Source organism: Ramlibacter paludis (genome assembly GCF_022012305.1).
Taxonomy (GTDB): domain Bacteria; phylum Pseudomonadota; class Gammaproteobacteria; order Burkholderiales; family Burkholderiaceae_C; genus Ramlibacter; species Ramlibacter paludis.
Genome location: NZ_JAKLTM010000001.1, coordinates 986,927 through 1,001,673 on the forward strand (window position 1 = coordinate 986,927; position 14,747 = coordinate 1,001,673).

At 69.2% G+C, this 14,747-nt stretch carries 19 protein-coding genes; 5 read left to right on the plus strand and 14 right to left on the minus strand.

The window, feature by feature from the left end; translation table 11 throughout:
• Position 1: 1 nt before the first annotated feature.
• The gene (locus LZ009_RS05095) at positions 2-637 is read left to right on the plus strand and encodes an ATPase (protein ID WP_275696782.1); all 636 of its coding nucleotides are present in this window, start codon (positions 2-4) and stop codon (positions 635-637) included.
• A 10-nt stretch (positions 638-647) separates the two neighbouring features.
• Here the strand turns inward: LZ009_RS05095 and LZ009_RS05100 are convergent, their stop codons facing one another.
• The 11 genes from LZ009_RS05100 to LZ009_RS05150 all read right to left on the minus strand — a co-directional run bounded on the left by LZ009_RS05100 (position 648) and on the right by LZ009_RS05150 (position 7,683).
• Positions 648-1,541, minus strand: coding sequence for an amino acid ABC transporter substrate-binding protein (locus LZ009_RS05100; RefSeq protein ID WP_275696783.1), 894 nt, complete (start codon positions 1,539-1,541; stop codon positions 648-650).
• 99 nt (positions 1,542-1,640) lie between these two features.
• The gene (locus LZ009_RS05105; protein WP_275696784.1) at positions 1,641-1,880 is read right to left on the minus strand and encodes a hypothetical protein; all 240 of its coding nucleotides are present in this window, start codon (positions 1,878-1,880) and stop codon (positions 1,641-1,643) included.
• Between the two features lie 97 nt (positions 1,881-1,977).
• Positions 1,978-2,412, minus strand: coding sequence for an outer membrane lipoprotein (locus LZ009_RS05110; RefSeq protein ID WP_275696785.1), 435 nt, complete (start codon positions 2,410-2,412; stop codon positions 1,978-1,980).
• 124 nt (positions 2,413-2,536) lie between these two features.
• Positions 2,537-2,986, minus strand: a complete 450-nt coding sequence (locus LZ009_RS05115) for a hypothetical protein (protein ID WP_275696786.1) — start codon at positions 2,984-2,986, stop codon at positions 2,537-2,539.
• A gap of 178 nt (positions 2,987-3,164) precedes the next feature.
• A complete protein-coding gene (locus LZ009_RS05120; RefSeq protein WP_275696787.1) occupies positions 3,165-4,532 on the minus strand; it encodes a hypothetical protein in 1,368 nt (455 codons plus the stop codon).
• Between the two features lie 127 nt (positions 4,533-4,659).
• The gene (locus LZ009_RS05125; protein WP_275696788.1) at positions 4,660-4,941 is read right to left on the minus strand and encodes a hypothetical protein; all 282 of its coding nucleotides are present in this window, start codon (positions 4,939-4,941) and stop codon (positions 4,660-4,662) included.
• Positions 4,942-5,011: 70 nt separating this feature from the next.
• Positions 5,012-5,491 carry a BON domain-containing protein gene (locus LZ009_RS05130; RefSeq protein ID WP_275696789.1) on the minus strand — a complete coding sequence of 160 codons (480 nt, stop codon included), beginning with the start codon at positions 5,489-5,491 and terminating at the stop codon, positions 5,012-5,014.
• 23 nt (positions 5,492-5,514) lie between these two features.
• Positions 5,515-6,015, minus strand: coding sequence for a hypothetical protein (locus LZ009_RS05135; protein WP_275696790.1), 501 nt, complete (start codon positions 6,013-6,015; stop codon positions 5,515-5,517).
• 8 nt (positions 6,016-6,023) lie between these two features.
• Positions 6,024-6,932 carry a non-homologous end joining protein Ku gene (ku, locus tag LZ009_RS05140; protein ID WP_275696791.1) on the minus strand — a complete coding sequence of 303 codons (909 nt, stop codon included), beginning with the start codon at positions 6,930-6,932 and terminating at the stop codon, positions 6,024-6,026.
• 123 nt (positions 6,933-7,055) lie between these two features.
• The gene (locus LZ009_RS05145) at positions 7,056-7,373 is read right to left on the minus strand and encodes a hypothetical protein (protein ID WP_275696792.1); all 318 of its coding nucleotides are present in this window, start codon (positions 7,371-7,373) and stop codon (positions 7,056-7,058) included.
• 79 nt (positions 7,374-7,452) lie between these two features.
• Entirely contained in the window at positions 7,453-7,683 is a 231-nt protein-coding gene (locus LZ009_RS05150) for a KGG domain-containing protein (RefSeq protein WP_275696793.1), read from the minus strand.
• A 204-nt stretch (positions 7,684-7,887) separates the two neighbouring features.
• On the opposite strand from LZ009_RS05150, the gene LZ009_RS05155 reads away from it, so the two are divergent.
• Complete coding sequence (locus LZ009_RS05155) at positions 7,888-9,315, plus strand: sensor histidine kinase (RefSeq protein WP_275696794.1); 1,428 nt, start codon at positions 7,888-7,890, stop codon at positions 9,313-9,315.
• A 1-nt stretch (position 9,316) separates the two neighbouring features.
• Here the strand turns inward: LZ009_RS05155 and LZ009_RS05160 are convergent, their stop codons facing one another.
• The 3 genes from LZ009_RS05160 to LZ009_RS05170 all read right to left on the minus strand — a co-directional run bounded on the left by LZ009_RS05160 (position 9,317) and on the right by LZ009_RS05170 (position 11,962).
• The gene (locus tag LZ009_RS05160; RefSeq protein WP_275696795.1) at positions 9,317-9,910 is read right to left on the minus strand and encodes a response regulator transcription factor; all 594 of its coding nucleotides are present in this window, start codon (positions 9,908-9,910) and stop codon (positions 9,317-9,319) included.
• A gap of 81 nt (positions 9,911-9,991) precedes the next feature.
• On the minus strand, positions 9,992-11,275 hold the full coding sequence (locus LZ009_RS05165; RefSeq protein WP_275696796.1) for a tryptophan--tRNA ligase: 1,284 nt from the start codon (positions 11,273-11,275) through the stop codon (positions 9,992-9,994).
• Positions 11,276-11,284: 9 nt separating this feature from the next.
• A complete protein-coding gene (locus LZ009_RS05170; protein WP_275696797.1) occupies positions 11,285-11,962 on the minus strand; it encodes a site-2 protease family protein in 678 nt (225 codons plus the stop codon).
• 53 nt (positions 11,963-12,015) lie between these two features.
• On the opposite strand from LZ009_RS05170, the gene LZ009_RS05175 reads away from it, so the two are divergent.
• The 3 genes from LZ009_RS05175 to LZ009_RS05185 are packed head-to-tail and all read left to right on the plus strand — an operon-like array spanning position 12,016 to position 14,746.
• Positions 12,016-13,359, plus strand: coding sequence for an AAA family ATPase (locus LZ009_RS05175; protein ID WP_275696798.1), 1,344 nt, complete (start codon positions 12,016-12,018; stop codon positions 13,357-13,359).
• Positions 13,356-13,829, plus strand: a complete 474-nt coding sequence (locus tag LZ009_RS05180; protein ID WP_275696799.1) for a hypothetical protein — start codon at positions 13,356-13,358, stop codon at positions 13,827-13,829. The genes LZ009_RS05175 and LZ009_RS05180 overlap by 4 nt, the downstream gene beginning before the upstream one ends.
• A complete protein-coding gene (locus tag LZ009_RS05185; RefSeq protein WP_275696800.1) occupies positions 13,826-14,746 on the plus strand; it encodes a tetratricopeptide repeat protein in 921 nt (306 codons plus the stop codon). Before LZ009_RS05180 ends, LZ009_RS05185 begins: the two co-directional genes overlap by 4 nt.
• The last annotated feature ends 1 nt before the right edge of the window (position 14,747 follow it).

Genomic DNA, 14,747 nt, shown 5'->3' on the forward strand with positions numbered 1-14,747 from the left:
GGTGCGGCCCTTCCTCCTGGTGCTGGCCGGCGTCAACGGCGCCGGCAAGAGTTCGGTGCTCAGCGCGCTGCTGCACGACGCGGGTCTCGCTTTCTACAACCCCGACAGCTACGCCGCGGAACTCGTGCGCGAGCTGGGGATGGAGCAGGTCGAGGCGAACGCGCTGTCCTGGAACCACGGCAAGTCGCTGCTGGAGCGCGCGGTCACCGGCGGCAGCAACCACGCCTTCGAAACGACGCTGGGGGGCAAGACCATCACGCGCCTGCTGGCCGAGGCCGCGAAGACGCACGACGTGCTGATGCTGTACTGCGGCCTGGCGTCCCCCGAGCTGCACGTGGCGCGTGTCGCGCAGCGGGTGGCCCACCAAGGCCACCCCATTGCCGAAGACAAGATCCGCGAGCGCTGGCACACCTCGCGCGCCAATCTCGTGCAACTGCTGCCCGTGCTCGCGCGCCTGCAGGTGTTCGACAACAGCGAGACGGTGGAGGCGGGCCAGGATGTCCCCGATCCCGCCCTGGTGCTGGAGCTCGAGGACGGCCGCCTGGTCTTCCCCGATGCCGGGTCGCACCGCGCGCTCGCCGCGGTTCCAGCCTGGGCGCGGCCCATCCTGGAAGCGGCGATCCGGCTGCAGCCCTGAGCCGCGGCGCTCAGAGCGCCGGCTTGTCCGACATCGCCTTCAGGTTGTCCTGCAGTTCCTTGCTCATGGGCGCATTCAGGTTGATGCCCTTGGGCGGGATCGCCGACTGGAACCACTTCTTGTACAGCGTCTCGAACTCGCCGCTCTTCATCATGCCGGCGATCGTGTCGTCGACGAGCTTCTTGAAGGCAGGATCGTCCTTGCGGAACATGATGGCGTAGGGCTCCACTTGCAGCGGCTCGCCGACGACGGCCAGCGATTCGGGCCTGGCGGCGGCGGCGCGCAGGCCGTACAGCAGGATGTCGTCCATGCCGAAGGCGTCGGCGCGGCCGCCTTCGACCAGCAGCGCGGATTCGGAGTGGTCCTTGGCGGTGGAGAGGTCGAAGCCCAGCTCCTGCTTCTGGTTGGCCGCGCGCAGCACCTGGAAGTTGGTGGTGCCCGCGGTCGTCACGACGCGCTTGCCCTTCAGTTCCGCCAGCGACTTGATGCCGGAATCGGCCTTCACCAGGAAGCGCGTGCCGGTGTAGAAGTAGTTGATCGCGAAAGCCACCTGCTTGGCGCGGTCGGAGTTGTTAGTGGTGGAGCCGCACTCGATGTCGACGGTGCCGTTCTGCACCAGCGGGATGCGGTTCTGCGAGGTGACGGGCAGCGTCTCGACCTTCAGGTCGGCGCGGCCGGTGGCCTTCTTCACGTTGTCGACGATGCGCTGGCAGATCTCCCAGCCGAACCCGACCGGCTTGCCCTCGGCGCCGAGGTAGGAGAAGGGGATCGACGACTCGCGGTGCGCCACCGTGATCACGCCCTGGGCCTTGACCTTGTCCAGCGTGGGCGGCACCTGCGCCAGCGCACCGAAGGACAGCAGCAGCCCGCAGGCCGCGGCGATGCGAGTGGGAGAAAACAGCATGGGAAGGATTCCTCGTTGGATGAAGCGAGGCATGCTAGCAAGGAACGTGCGTGCGGCGCATGGGGGTCGGCCCCGATGCCCGCGCGCCGCCGGGGCGGTCTACGCCTGCGTGCGGTTCGCCAGTTGCTGGTGCAGCTGGTCGACGAAGAAGGCCGGGCAGCGGATGTTGAAGGTCGCGCGCTTGTCGAACAGGCGCAACCACCAGGCGGCCGGCTGCTCCTCGAAGCAGACGCCGGCGGGCCCCAGCGCCGCCAGCAGCCGGCGCACGTGGTCCACGCCCTGGTCAGGGCAGCGGTAGCGGAGCATCACGGGCTGGTCGGACTGGGCGAGGGACGGCATGGCGCGCATTCTCCGCCGGCGCCGCGGCCATTCCTGTAATGGGTTTCACTGAAACCGCGTGCGGCCTGGAGTGAATTCCCTAAGCGCCGGCCGCGCCTCAGAAGCGCACCACGCGCGCGTCCTCGCCGGAGCCGTCGATGCGCACGCGGTCGCCGACCTTGAGGCCGGGATCGGCGGGCTGGGTGATGCCGACGGTCGCGCCGTTGTCCAGCCGCACCGTGACCTGCTGGCCGGCCTTCTTCTCGGTCTTGCTCTGCACCGCGCTGCCGGCGTAGCCGCCCGCGACGGCGCCCGCCACCGTGGCGACGGTCTTGCCGGTGCCGCCGCCGATCTGGTTGCCCAGCAGGCCGCCCGCAACGGCGCCCACCACCGCGCCGATGCCGAGCTTCTTGTCGGCGTCGAGCATGACGTTCTCGATCGTGCTGATGCGGCCGTAACGCACCTCGGCCTCGCCGCCGGGCGCGTTCTGGGTGGTCGCCGCACAGGCGGCCAGCAGCATGAGAGTGAGGGAAGCTATGAGGGTGCGCAACATGGGACCTCCGGTGGACGGAGCGTCATTCTTGGCGCGCGCGGGGCCCCGGGCCAGTGGACCTTGGTCCAAGAAAAAGCCCCGCCGAGGCGGGGCTTTCCTTCTTCCAACGACTTCCTTCTTGTCTTCAGTTCGAGGCGACGGTGCGCAGCTTCGGCGCCGGCGCCGGCGCCGGCTTGGCCTTGGCGGTCTTGACGGGCTGCGCCACGAAAGGCGCGTATTCCGGCTGGCCGCGGCCGGCGGTCGGGCTGTTGCGCACCAGGGTGTTCCAGTAATCGATGTCGTCGCGGCCGGCTTCCCACTGGGCGCCGTACAGCATCGAACCGTAGGTGTGCAGGTGCAGGGCGATGCGCGCCGAGTCGACGTCGCCGCGATTGGCGAGGGCGATGAAGCGGCCGAAGGCTTCCGCGCGGCGGCCGGCCTTGAACTGCTGGACGGCCTCGTTGAACTCGCGCTCGGTCGGGTTCTGGAAGGCGCGGGCGGGCAGCGCCTGGCCCAGGGCCAGCACGAGGCCGGCCAGGGCCAGCAGGTGGAACATCCAGCGCGACCGGGTGGTGATCGCCTTTGCCTTCGCCATGTCTCTGCTCCTCGTCACAGTTGTTTCAAGAAGTATCGGATCTCGAAACAAACCCCGCCAGACCGGTCGGCGCCAGCGCCCGACCGCTCATCCCGCTCGCCGGCGGGGTCCGTGACTTATGCAACAGGATGTGAAAAGCCCCGCCGGGGCGGGGCTTCGGGAGAGGCGCAGGGGGCGATCAGCCGCGGCGCTGCAGCGTGATGCGCTCTTCCGCCGTCGTGCGGCCGTCGTTGGCGGTCATGCGCACGTCGTAGCGCTGGCCGGGGATCGGCAGGCCGGACGGCTGCACCGCCACGCTGAAGTGGCCGTCGCGGTCCGCCTGGATGGTCTGGTCCATCACCGGCTGGGTCACGCCCAGCAGGCCGCCGACGTTGGCCACCGATTCGACCTGGACGCGCACGTTGGCGCCCGGGGCGGTGCGGCCTTCCAGGCGCAGCGCGCCGGCGCCGTCGATGGTCGCGCCATTGGCGTGGCTGGTGATGCGCAGGGGCAGCGGGCCGCCGCCGTAGCGGTCGCCCCGATCGCCGCGGTCGTTCGCCACGTCGAAGGTCCAGGCCTTGCTGCTGGTGTTGCCGGCCTTGTCGCGCACGCTCAGTTCGGCGGTGTAGCGGCCCGGCTCGAGGTCGGCGCGGTAGCGCACTTCGTCCTCGGTGACGCGCGCATCGGCGGTCACGTCGCGGCCGGCCACCTTCAGGCGCACGGAAGCCGGGTCGATGCCCGCGCCTTCGTCCGAGAGCTTGGCGCCGATGCTGGCGCGGCCGCGCTCGGTCACGCGTTCGCCGTTGGCGGGCATCAGCTCGGTGATCTGCGGCGGGCGCTCGTCGCGGGCCTGGCGCTGGTCACGCTCCCAGCCGTTCCAGTTCATGTCCAGCTTCGCGGTGGACCGGGTGTTGCCGCTGCGCAGCGTGGCCACGGCATTGCGGAAGGCGTCGAGGTTGTCGCGGCGGCGCACCGTGTAGTTGCCCTCGTAGACACCCGGACGGGTCTCGGCGAGGTCGACGCCGGCGATCACGCCGGGGATGTCCAGCCACGCGTCGGCGCCCGGCGCGCCCATCAGGCGGAAGTGCAGTTCGCGGCCCGGTTCGATCCGGCCCATGGGGCGCATCACGAAGCGCTCGATGGTCGGGGCGGCCGCAACCGGGGCCGGACCCGCGCCCAGGGCCAGGGCCTGGAAGGACGGCGGGTAGGCGAAGTTGCGGGCGATGGTCTGCTTGTGCGTGACACGCGCGGCCATCAGCTGCGTCGGGTCGATGCGGTCGGAGCGGCGCACGGTGTAGGTACCGGTGTAGTTGCCCGGCGTGCGTTCGCGCAGCGGCACGACGATGCCGCTCTTGCCCAGCACCACGTCGGCCTTGCGGGCCTTGGGGGCGGCGTACAGCTGGAAGTTCAGGGTCGAGCCGGGCGACAGGCCTTCGTCGGCGTTGACCGCCATCGAGGTGATCACCGGCGCGGCGGCCTGGGCCGCAGCGGGCAGGGCGACGAAAGTTGCAGCGGCCGGGGCCAGCAGCATGATGGCGGCCACGTGGGCGCGGAGTTTGTGTTTCATGGAGAGGCCTCCTTTGGGTCTAACGGATGGCATCACCGTAGGCCCAGCTGAGCACTTGCGTTGTAGGCCGCAGGCCCCAGGCCGGGTAGTCGGGTGTCCGCTCGGCGGGCCGGACCCGGCCGGTGCTTCAGGAAGCGGGGTGGTCCGGCGCGCCCGCCGCGGGCGTGCGGTCCACCGGCATCTCGCTGGGCGAGCCGCCCTGGAAGCCGGTGAGGCGGGTCTCCTCGCCGGTGCCGCCGAAGAAGTCCTCGGCTTCCTCGCTGCGGGCGACCTGGACGCGGTACCAGACGATGCCGACGGCGCCGACGATCACCAGCGCCAGTCCACCCCACGAGTGGAACCAGATCGCGCCCAGCACCAGGGCAACGACGACGATGCCGAACAGGATGAGGGAAGGGGTGCGGGTCATGCGCGGGCTCGGGATGTGCGGATCGTATCCACCTGGAGCTTCCGCGGCCAGCCCGTGCAGCCGCCGGCCCTCAGGCCGCGACTTGCGGCGGCGCCTCGCCTTCCTCGCGCGCCTCGCGCCGGGTGATGCCGTCGGGCGTTTCGTGCGCCGTCATCGCGTTCACCAGCTTGAGGACGCCGGGCATCTGCTGCACCTGCAGCAGCAGGCCGTCGCGCTCGCGCGCCAGCACGTCGCCGCTCAGGCGCACCACGCCCTGGTCCACGCGCACGTCGAGCGCGCGGGGGTGGCTCACCAGCCGGCCGAGCCGGGCCTGGATGCCGGCACGCAGCTCGGCGTCGGCCTGCGGATCGACGCGCACGGCGCGGTGGTAGGTGCGGCGCGCGAGGCGCGCCTGCAGCGCCGGGCCGCCGGCGGACTCGCCCCGCATCCCGCTCGTCACCAGGTCGGCCAGCAGCGCGCGGCGCTGCGCGCCCATCTGCGGGTCCAGGTAATACATGGCGAGCGCGCCGGCGGCCAGGGCGCCAAGCTTGCCGAACAGGTTGTGGTTCATGAGCTTCTCCGTGTCGTTGAAATTCAGGCGTACGTCGATTGCCGGCGGCCGGGCGCCAGCTCCAGGCGCAGGCTGGCGGCCTGCTGCAGCCGGGCGTGCAGGGCGTCGAGCGCCAGCTGGTGCTGGCGCCACAGCGCGACGAAGCGGCGGTCGTGGCCCGACTCGAGCCAGCGCTCCGGGTCGCGCAGCCACAGCGCCTGTTGCGTGTGCAGGAAGTTCATCAGGCGGTTGTGTACCGCCATCAGGTCCGCCATGTCACCTGCCAGTTCGGGAAACCACGCCATGCGCAGGGTGCAGGCTTCGTCCAGCGCTTCGGCGGCCTCCGGGCTCTCGCCCTGGAAGACGACGGCCAGGCGCTGGGCGCAGATCCAGGCGGAATAGCGGTCGAGCGCCTGCATGAGCTTCTGCGCCTGCAGCCGGCGCAGCTGGTAGCGGTCGCGCCCGCGGGCCAGCAGCGCCGTCAGCAGGCCGATCACCAGCAGGGCGGCCAGCACCCAGCCGGCGAAATAGAGATTGGCGTCCATGCGGATCCTCAGGCGGCGCGCCGGGCGCGGCTCTTGGCGGCCGGTGCTTTGCGGGCTGCGGACTTCTTCGCCGGCGCCTTGCGGGCCGCGGCCTTGCGCGCCGGCGCCTTGGCGTCGCCGCCGCCCTTCAGGCTGCGGCGCAGCAATTCGGTCAGGTCGATCACTTCGGCGCCCTGGCTTTCCGGTGCTTCCTCCAGCGGCTCCACCGTTTCGGTCTTGCCGGCCTTCGCCTTGGCTTCCACCAGCTTCGTGATCGCTTCGTGGAAGGAGTCGCGGTACTTCTCCGCGCTCCAGGCGCCGCTCATGCCGTCGATCAGCTGCTTGGCCATCTTCAGTTCGGCCGGCTTGAGCGCGCTCTTGCTTTGCGGCGGCAGGTCGAGGTCGGCCCAGGAGCGGATCTCCCCGCCCCAGCGCAACAGGTTCAGCACGAGAACCGGACCCATGGGCACCAGCACCGCCAGGTGCTGCTTGCTGTGGATCACCACCTTGGCCAGGCCCGCCTTGCCCGTGTCCGTCAGGGCCTCGCGCAGGAGCGCATAGACCTTCTCTCCCTTGTTGATGGGAGCGGTGTAGTAAGGACGCTCGAGGTAGACGAAGGGCACTTCGCCCAGGTCGACGAAGGCCTCGATTTCGATGGTCTGCGTGGTCCGCGGGAAGGCCTCGGCGATCTCTTCGGCCGACAGCACGACGTAGTTCCCCTTGCCGTGCTCCACGCCCTTGACCACGTCCTTGCTGTCGATTTCGCGGCCGGTACGCTTGTTGATGCGCTTGTAGCCCACCGGGTCCATCGTGCGGCGGTCGAGCCAGTCGAAGTCGACGTCGCTTTCCTCGGTCGCGGAATGCAGCGCGATGGGGATGTGCACCAGCCCGAAGGTGATTGCGCCCTTCCACAACGTGCGCGTGGAAGTCGGGGCCATGCCTTTCGTATCTGCCATTGAGAATTGCGTGCGGATGTTTCAGCGGAGTGTGCAAATACGGCCGGGCGCGGGCTGTCGGACGCGCCCCGCGCGTCCTGTAGGTCCCGGCCCCTGCTCGTCGCGCTAACGCCTCGGAAGCGGAAAGCGCAGGAAACGCAGGAGGCCGCCGGCGACCGGGGCCGCCTCGGGCGCGCAGCGCGCCGCGTTGGCCTGCCAGCGATGTCCCAGGCGCAGGAAGCGCGCGCGGCACTCGCCGTCGAAGCATTCCTGCTGCGACAAGGTCTGGAAATTACGGGCGATCCGGCCCGCCAGGAGATAGCGGTGGGCGGGCGCCGGAGTCTGCATGTAGGCCGTCATCAGGCCCAGCGTGGCCAGCCACAGCGCGCGATTGGCGGCGGCCAGGGAATCGGAGAGCAACAGGGCCGCGGGGCTGGAGGGCATGCTAGCCATGCTAGGCAGCGGCCCGGCCGGGGCCTGTCAGCCCCTGGCCCATCCGCAGCCCGCGCCGTCCTACAAGGAATCAGCTGGCGTGCGGGGCGTCACCGGCGGCGCGGGCGTGGCGCTTCTTGCCGGCGGCCCGGGCTTCTTCGCTGGTGAACTCGTGGGCATGGCCGCTCTGGTGCGCGGCACGGCCGCCCAGGCTGGCGATTTCACGCTGGCGCTGGGGATCCATGGCGGCGAAGCCGCGCAGGGATTTCTTGGGCGCGGGCTTGAGGTTGTCGGTGTCGTGGGTGCCGGTCTGGGAGTCCATGAAGTCCTCGTCTGGTTGGGTCTGAATGTTCGGACAGGGAGGCCCGCTGTCCAGGTCCTTGCACTGCTTGCCTGCGACTTCTGCTTGCTGCTCAGCGCAACGGCAGAGTCTGTTCGTGTTCAGCTGGCCGCCTTGTAGGACGAGGCCCATACCGATGTCGGAGCTCTCCTAGTCCGGATTTCCGATTCATCTAGACTCGCGCGCATGAAAATGGACCTGCCGCCGGCCGCGGCGAGCATCGCCGAGACGCAGTGGGTGGAGGGCGAGCTGGTTCGCTACCTGATGCGGACCCAGCGCTCCACCCAGTGGGTCGGCGTGCTGCTGATCGCCATCGTGGTCGTGGTCCTGTGGGGCGACGGGGCGCGCTGGCCCCTGCTGGTGTGGGCGTTCGTCGGCGTCGCCGTGGCCTGCATCCGCATGTGGGTGATCAGCCGCTACGAGGGCGAGGTGGTGCACCAGAATTCGACGGAACTGGTCGCATTCTTCGAACGCTATCGCTGGGTGTTCCCGGCCTCGGCACTCGTCTGGGGCCTCGGGGCGCTGCTCTATTTCGACCGCTCGTCGCTGGCCGACCAGTTCATCTGCTGGCTGATCATCGCGGGCCTGGCGATGTTCTCCATCAACATCCATTCCAGCCACCGCGCCACGATGGCGGCCTACCTCAACACGCTGGCCATCACCACGCTGGGCGTGATGGCCTGGCGCATGGGCTTCCAGCTGCGCTTCCAGGGCCCGAGCTACCACTGGTGGGTGGTGGCGCTGCTGGCCACGTTCTGGCAGGTGCTGCTGCAGGCCGGCGCGCGCCTGCACGTCACCCTGCGCCGCAATTTCGAGCTGCAGTACCGCAACAACCAGCTGATCGACTCGCTCACGCGCCAGACCCAGGCGGCGCTGGATGCCGTCGAAATCAAGAACCGTTTCCTCGCCAGCGCGGCCCACGACATCCGCCAGCCGGTGCACGCGCTGGGCCTGTATGCCGACTGGCTGGGCAGCGAGCCGGAACTGGTGCACGAACTCGCGCCCAAGATCGTGGAGTCGACCAAGGCGGTGAACCAGCTGTTCGATTCGCTGTTCGACCTGGCCCGCCTCGACTCCGGCAAGATCCGGCTGAACATCGAGACCGTCAACGTCGCCAAGCTGCTGCACGACCTGGAACTGCAGTACAGGCCCCTGTGCGAGGCCAAGGGCCTGCAGTTCCGCCTGCACGTGCAGCCGGGAACCGCGATCTCCGATCCGATCCTGCTGCAGCGGATCGTGGGCAACCTCATCGCCAATGCCGTCAAGTACACGCAGCGCGGCGGCATCCTGGTCGCCTCGCGCACGACCCGCGAGGGCTTGCGCATCGAGATCTGGGACACGGGCGTGGGCATCGCGCCGGTGCACCAGCGCGAGATCTTCCGGGAGTTCTACAAGGTGCCGTCGCATGCGGGCACCGAGGACGGCTTCGGCCTGGGCCTCTACATCGTCGGGCGCCTGACCGGCATCCTGGGGCACACGCTAACGCTGCGCTCGCGCGTGGGACGCGGCACCGTGTTCCGGCTGGCGCTGCATCCGACCGACCCGCAGGCGGCGAGCGAGCGGGCGGTGGCTTCCATCGCGCAGATGCTGCCGGAGCGCCCGCGGCCGGTCTAGCCTAGCTCGCCAGCAGGCCGTGCATGCGCGCGTAGTGGATCGTCTGCGTGCGGCTCTTCACGCCCAGGCGGCGGAACAGGCGCCAGAGGTGCACCTTCACCGTGTGTTCGCTGATGCCGAGTTCGTCGGCGATCTCGCGGTTGGACAGGCCGCGATCGAGCATCACGATCAGCTGCTTCTGTCGTTTCGACAGCTTGTTGTCGGTGGGCGCGAGTTCCTCGAACTGGCCATCGGCGGATAACAGCGCGCGCAAGGCATTGCCGATTTCCTGCGCGCCCGAGGACTTCTCGATGTAGATGTCGGCGCCGGCTTCGATGCACTGCTCCTCGGCGTCGGCGGCGGGCGAGGCGGACAGCACGGCCAGCGGAGTGTCCGGGAAGCGCTTCTTCAATTCATGCACGCCGGACGCGCCCGTGGTGTCCGGCAGCTTCAGGTCCAGCGTGATCAGGTCGGGCACGCCATGCTGCTTGACGGCCGCTTCGATGCCGCCGATGCGATCGAACTCCACGACATTCGCGCCCGGACGCAGCCGGCGCAGCAGCATCACCACCGCCTCACGCATCAGCGGGTGGTCGTCGATGACGTACAGAGTCATGTTTTTCAATTGATTTCCCGCGTGAGCAACGGGCAAGGATACAGCTTCTGCCATTACGACTCCTGGGGTAATCCGTAGGACTTAACCGACTGACAAGGCCCGCAGCGCGGCGTTCACCTCTTCGGTCGAAACGCCTGCTGCCAGCGTGATTTCCTGCGCCTTGGCAGCGTCCGGCGACTGCTTCAGGTGCGCGATGCACTGTCCCGCTTCCTTGGGCGAATCGAAGCCTGCGCTCTGCAGCAGCAGCTTGCCCTGCGCGTCGACGAACTTGAAATAGAACCGGCCGTCGGCTTCCCGGTACTGCTTGAAGCTGGGCAGTGTGCCCTTCGCCTTGTCCTTCTTGGCGACGGCTGCAACGCTGGCGAGGTTGCGCAGGCCGACCGCTTCGCGCAGCTCCTTCATCAGCGGCGTTGCGCGCACGCGCGCCTTGGCGGCGCCGGCCTGCAGGATCTGCTCGAGTTCCTGCGGATGGTTGACCAGGTGCTCGTAGCGCTCGCGCAGGGGCGCGATCTCGCGGTCGATGCGTTCGAACAGCAGCTGCTTCGCGTCGCTCCAGGCGATGCCGTCGGCATAGGCCTGGCGCAGCTTGCGAGTCTCATCCTCCGAAGCGAAGGCCTGGTACACCTGGAACAGCGACGAGCCCTCGACCTCCTTCGGCTCGCCGGGCGCGCGCGAGTCGGTGAGCATCGCGAAGATCGCCTTGCGCACCTGCTCGCGCGGTGCGAACAGGCCGATCACGTTGTCGTAGCTCTTGCTCATCTTGCGGCCGTCGAGGCCGGGCAGCAGCGCCACCGACTCGTCGATCTGCGCTTCGGGCAGCACGAGGTGGTCGCCGTACAGGTGGTTGAAGCTGGCCGCGATGTCGCGCGCCATTTCCAGGTGCTGGGCCTGGTCGCGCCCCACCGGCACCTTGTGCGCCTTGAACATCAGGATGTCCGCGGCCATCAGCACCGGGTACATGAAGAGGCCCGCGGTCACGTCGGTGTCGACGTCGATGCCGCCGGCCGTGTTCTTGTCCACCTGCGCCTTGTAGGCATGCGCGCGATTGAGCAGGCCCTTGCCCGTCACGCAGGTCAGCAGCCAGGTGAGCTCCGGAATCTCCGGGATGTCGGATTGGCGGTAGAAGAAGACCTGGTCGGGGTCGAGGCCCGCGGCCAGCCAGCAGGCGGCAATCTCCAGCGTGGAGCGCTGGATGCGCTGCGGCTCGTCGCACTTGATCAGCGCGTGGTAGTCGGCCAGGAAGTAGAAGTTCTCGGTGCCGGCCCGGCGGCTCGCCTCCACCGCGGGGCGGATGGCGCCGACGTAGTTGCCCAGGTGGGGCGTGCCGGTGGTGGTGATGCCGGTGAGGTAGCGGACGGTTGCCATGGCAGCAGACTAGGTGAAGAGGGTGGAGACCGAGGAAATGAGGGCCTGGATGGCGCTGAGGCCGGCGCCGACCAGCGGGCGCATCCAGTAGGTGTCGACCACGCCGATCACCACCAGCAGGGTCACGACCAGGAACCCCCAGGGTTCCACGCGCGCGAGCATCTGCGACTGGCGGTAGGGTAGCACCCAGGCGAGCGCCCGGCCGCCGTCCAGCGGCGGGACCGGCAGCAGGTTGAAGGCGAACATCGCGAGGTTGACCAGGATGCCGGCGCGGGCGACTTCCACGAAGAAGCGTTCGTCGATGCGGCCCACGTTCAGTGCCACCAGCACCAGGCTCCAGGCCAGCGCCTGCAGCAGGTTGCAGGCGGGGCCTGCGAGAATGACCCAGAGTCCCTGCGTGCGGGGGCGGCGCAACTTGCCGTATCGCACCGGCACCGGCCGGGCGTAGCCCAGGGCATAGGCGCCGCCGGTCGCGACCAGCAGCATCAGCGGAAAGAGGATGGTCCCGACCGGGTCGATGTGGTTGAAGGGATTGAGGGTGATCCGGCCCTCGTTCCAGGCGGTGTCGTCGCCGAAATGGCGGGCCACGTAGCCATGCGCGACTTCGTGCAGCGTGATGGCGAACAGGGTGGGAAGGCTGTAGACGAGGACGACCTGGATCCAGGATTCGAGATTCACGGCGGCCATTGTCGCAAATCGGGTTGGCGCGGCTGCTATAAACCGGGCACGACGGGAAACACATGGACGACGCAACGATCGCGAGCCTGCGCGAAGCCTACAGGCTGACGCCGGACAACCACGCACTGCTTGCGGTGCTGCTGGGCGCCTATCTCGAACGCGGCGAGGCGCGCAGCGGCTACGAACTGCTGGCGGGGCGCGAGGCGCTGCCCGCCTTCGGTGCGCCGGAGCGCCTGCTTGCGGGCCGCACCTGCCTGGCCGCCGGCGAGCCGGAAGCGGCATTGCGCTGGTGCCAGGATGCGGAGCCCCAGGCCATGCTGTTGAAGGCGAAGGCGCTTGCCCAGTTGGGCCGCGCCGACGAAGGCCTGCACGCCTACCAGCGCGCGGTTGCCGGCAACGCAGCCCTGGAGGACCACGAGTTTTTGGCGCAGCTGGAGAGCATGCGCCTCATCGAGAAGGCGGGCGGCCGGCCCAAGCGGGTGACGGTCCTCGCCAACGACGACACGCGCCGGGAAGATGCGCAGCATGCCCTGGAGCCCGTGGCCGGGCGCGTCACGTTCGCCGACGTCGGCGGCCTCGACGAACTCAAGGAGCAGATCCGCCGCAAGATCATCCTGCCCTTCCTGAAGCCCAGCCTGTTCCAGCGCTTCCGGCAGAAGTCGGGCGGCGGCATCCTGATGTACGGCCCGCCCGGGTGCGGCAAGACGCTGATGGCGCGCGCGACCGCGGGCGAATGCAACGCCGCCTTCCACAACGTCATGATTGCCGATGTCCTGGACATGTACATCGGCGAGTCCGAGCGCAAGCTGCAGGCCATCTTCCAGAAGGCCAGGCAGAGCGCCCCCTGCGTGCTGTTCTTCGACGAGATCGAGGCGCTGGGCGGGCGGCGCCAGCATTCGCGCGACGGCGCCTCCGCCAAGGTGGTCAGCCAGTTCCTGGCCGAGATGGATGGCTTCGCGCAGGCCAACGGCGGCGTGCTGGTCATAGGGGCCACCAACGTCCCCTGGGCGGTCGACTCGGCGTTCCGCCGGCCCGGCCGCTTCGACCGCATCCAGTTCGTCCCGCCCCCGGACCGCGTGGCCAGGCGCTCCATCCTGGAGATGCTGCTGCGCGAGCGGCCGGCCGAGGCCATCGACGTCGACTTCCTGGTCGACCGCACCGCCGGTTTCTCCGGCGCCGACTTGCGCAACCTCGTGGAGACGGCGGTGGAGGAGGCGATCGAGGCCTCCATCGCGCAGGAGCGCGAGGTTCCCCTGACCGACGCCAACCTGCGCACCGCCCTGAAGCGCGTGAAGCCCACCACCCTCGAGTGGCTCACCACGGCGCGCAACTATGCGCGCTATGCCAACGAAGCCGGCCAGTACGACGACGTGCTGGCCTTCCTCGCGAAGAACGGCAAGGAATGAGCGAAGCCGCCTACCGCATCATCGACGAGCCGGCGCCGAGCCGCTGGAGCCACCTGGCCGTCGATCCCCTGTGGCCCATGTTCGCCTACATGTTCGGCGGCACGTGGCTGTCGTGGACCTGGTTCGTCGTCAACGGGCACGCCATCGGCAGCCCGACGCGCTGGCGCGAGACGGCACTGGTCGTTGCCGGATTTGCCGGGTCCTTCGCGCTCGCGATGGGCCTCGGCTGGGCGATCGGGGCCGGCTACATCCCGCGCGAGCAGACATGGCTGGCCATCCTGGCGGTCACCCTCTGGAAGATGGGCATGACCTACTGGATCTTCGTGCTGCAGGCGCGCACCGTCGAACTGTTCAAGTACTTCGGCGGCCAGGTGCGCAGCGGCATCCTGGTGGTGGCCGCCGGCTTCTTCCTGCGCGGCAAGGTCATGGCGCTGATGCCGAACGGCCTGTGGATGGTGGTGCTCAGTTGACCGACCATCTGCATCGCCTCGCCCAGCAGCAATTGGCACAAGGGCATGTGCGGGGCGCGGTGGAAACGCTGCGCCAGCTGCTCGCGCACGATCCCCAGGACGCCGAGGCGCACGCCTTGCTGGCCCTGGCCCTGTACAACATGCGCCGCCTGCACGCCGCGCGCTACGAGGCGGGAACGGCTTTGGCCCTGGCGCCGGAGTCGGTGCTGGCCCACTATGCACTCGGCATCGTGGAGACCGCGGACCGCAAGTTCGCGCTTGCCGACGAACACTTCCAGCAGGCCCTCGCGCTGGAACCGCGGTCGCCGCACCTGCTGCGGGCCCGCGCCAGCCTGTATCGCCTGTGGGGCCGCAAGTCGGATGTCGGCGCCCTGCTGGAGGAAGCGCGGGCCATCGACCCGGGCGATCCGGTCACGCTGGTGGCGCTGGGCGAGCACGCGCTGGAGGAGAACCGGCTGGACGAAGCGCGCCGGTTCGCCGACGCCGCCTTGCGCATCGAGCCGGAAAGCGCGGACGGCCTGGTGCTCATGGGCGCCGTGCTGCTGCGCCAGGGCATCGCCGACGACGCGCGGGAGCATGCGTTGCAGGCCCTGCGCATCGACGCCACGCATCGCGGCGCCTTGCAGCTGCTGGCCGGCGTCAAGGCCAGGAAGAGTCCCTTGCTGGGCCTGTGGTGGCGCTACAGCGTGTGGATGGAGTCGATCGGCACCACGCGCTCCGTCCTCGTGCTGCTGCTGGCCTACGCGACCTACCGGGTCCTGCGCGGGGTCGTCGAGCAGGGCAGCCTGCGGGCGTGGGCGATGCCGATCGAAGTGGCTTGGCTGGCGATCGTGGCCTACAGCTGGATCGGGCCGGGACTGTTCCGGCGCTCCCTCGACAAGGAACTGCAGGGCGTCAAGCTCGGACCGCGCTTCTAGC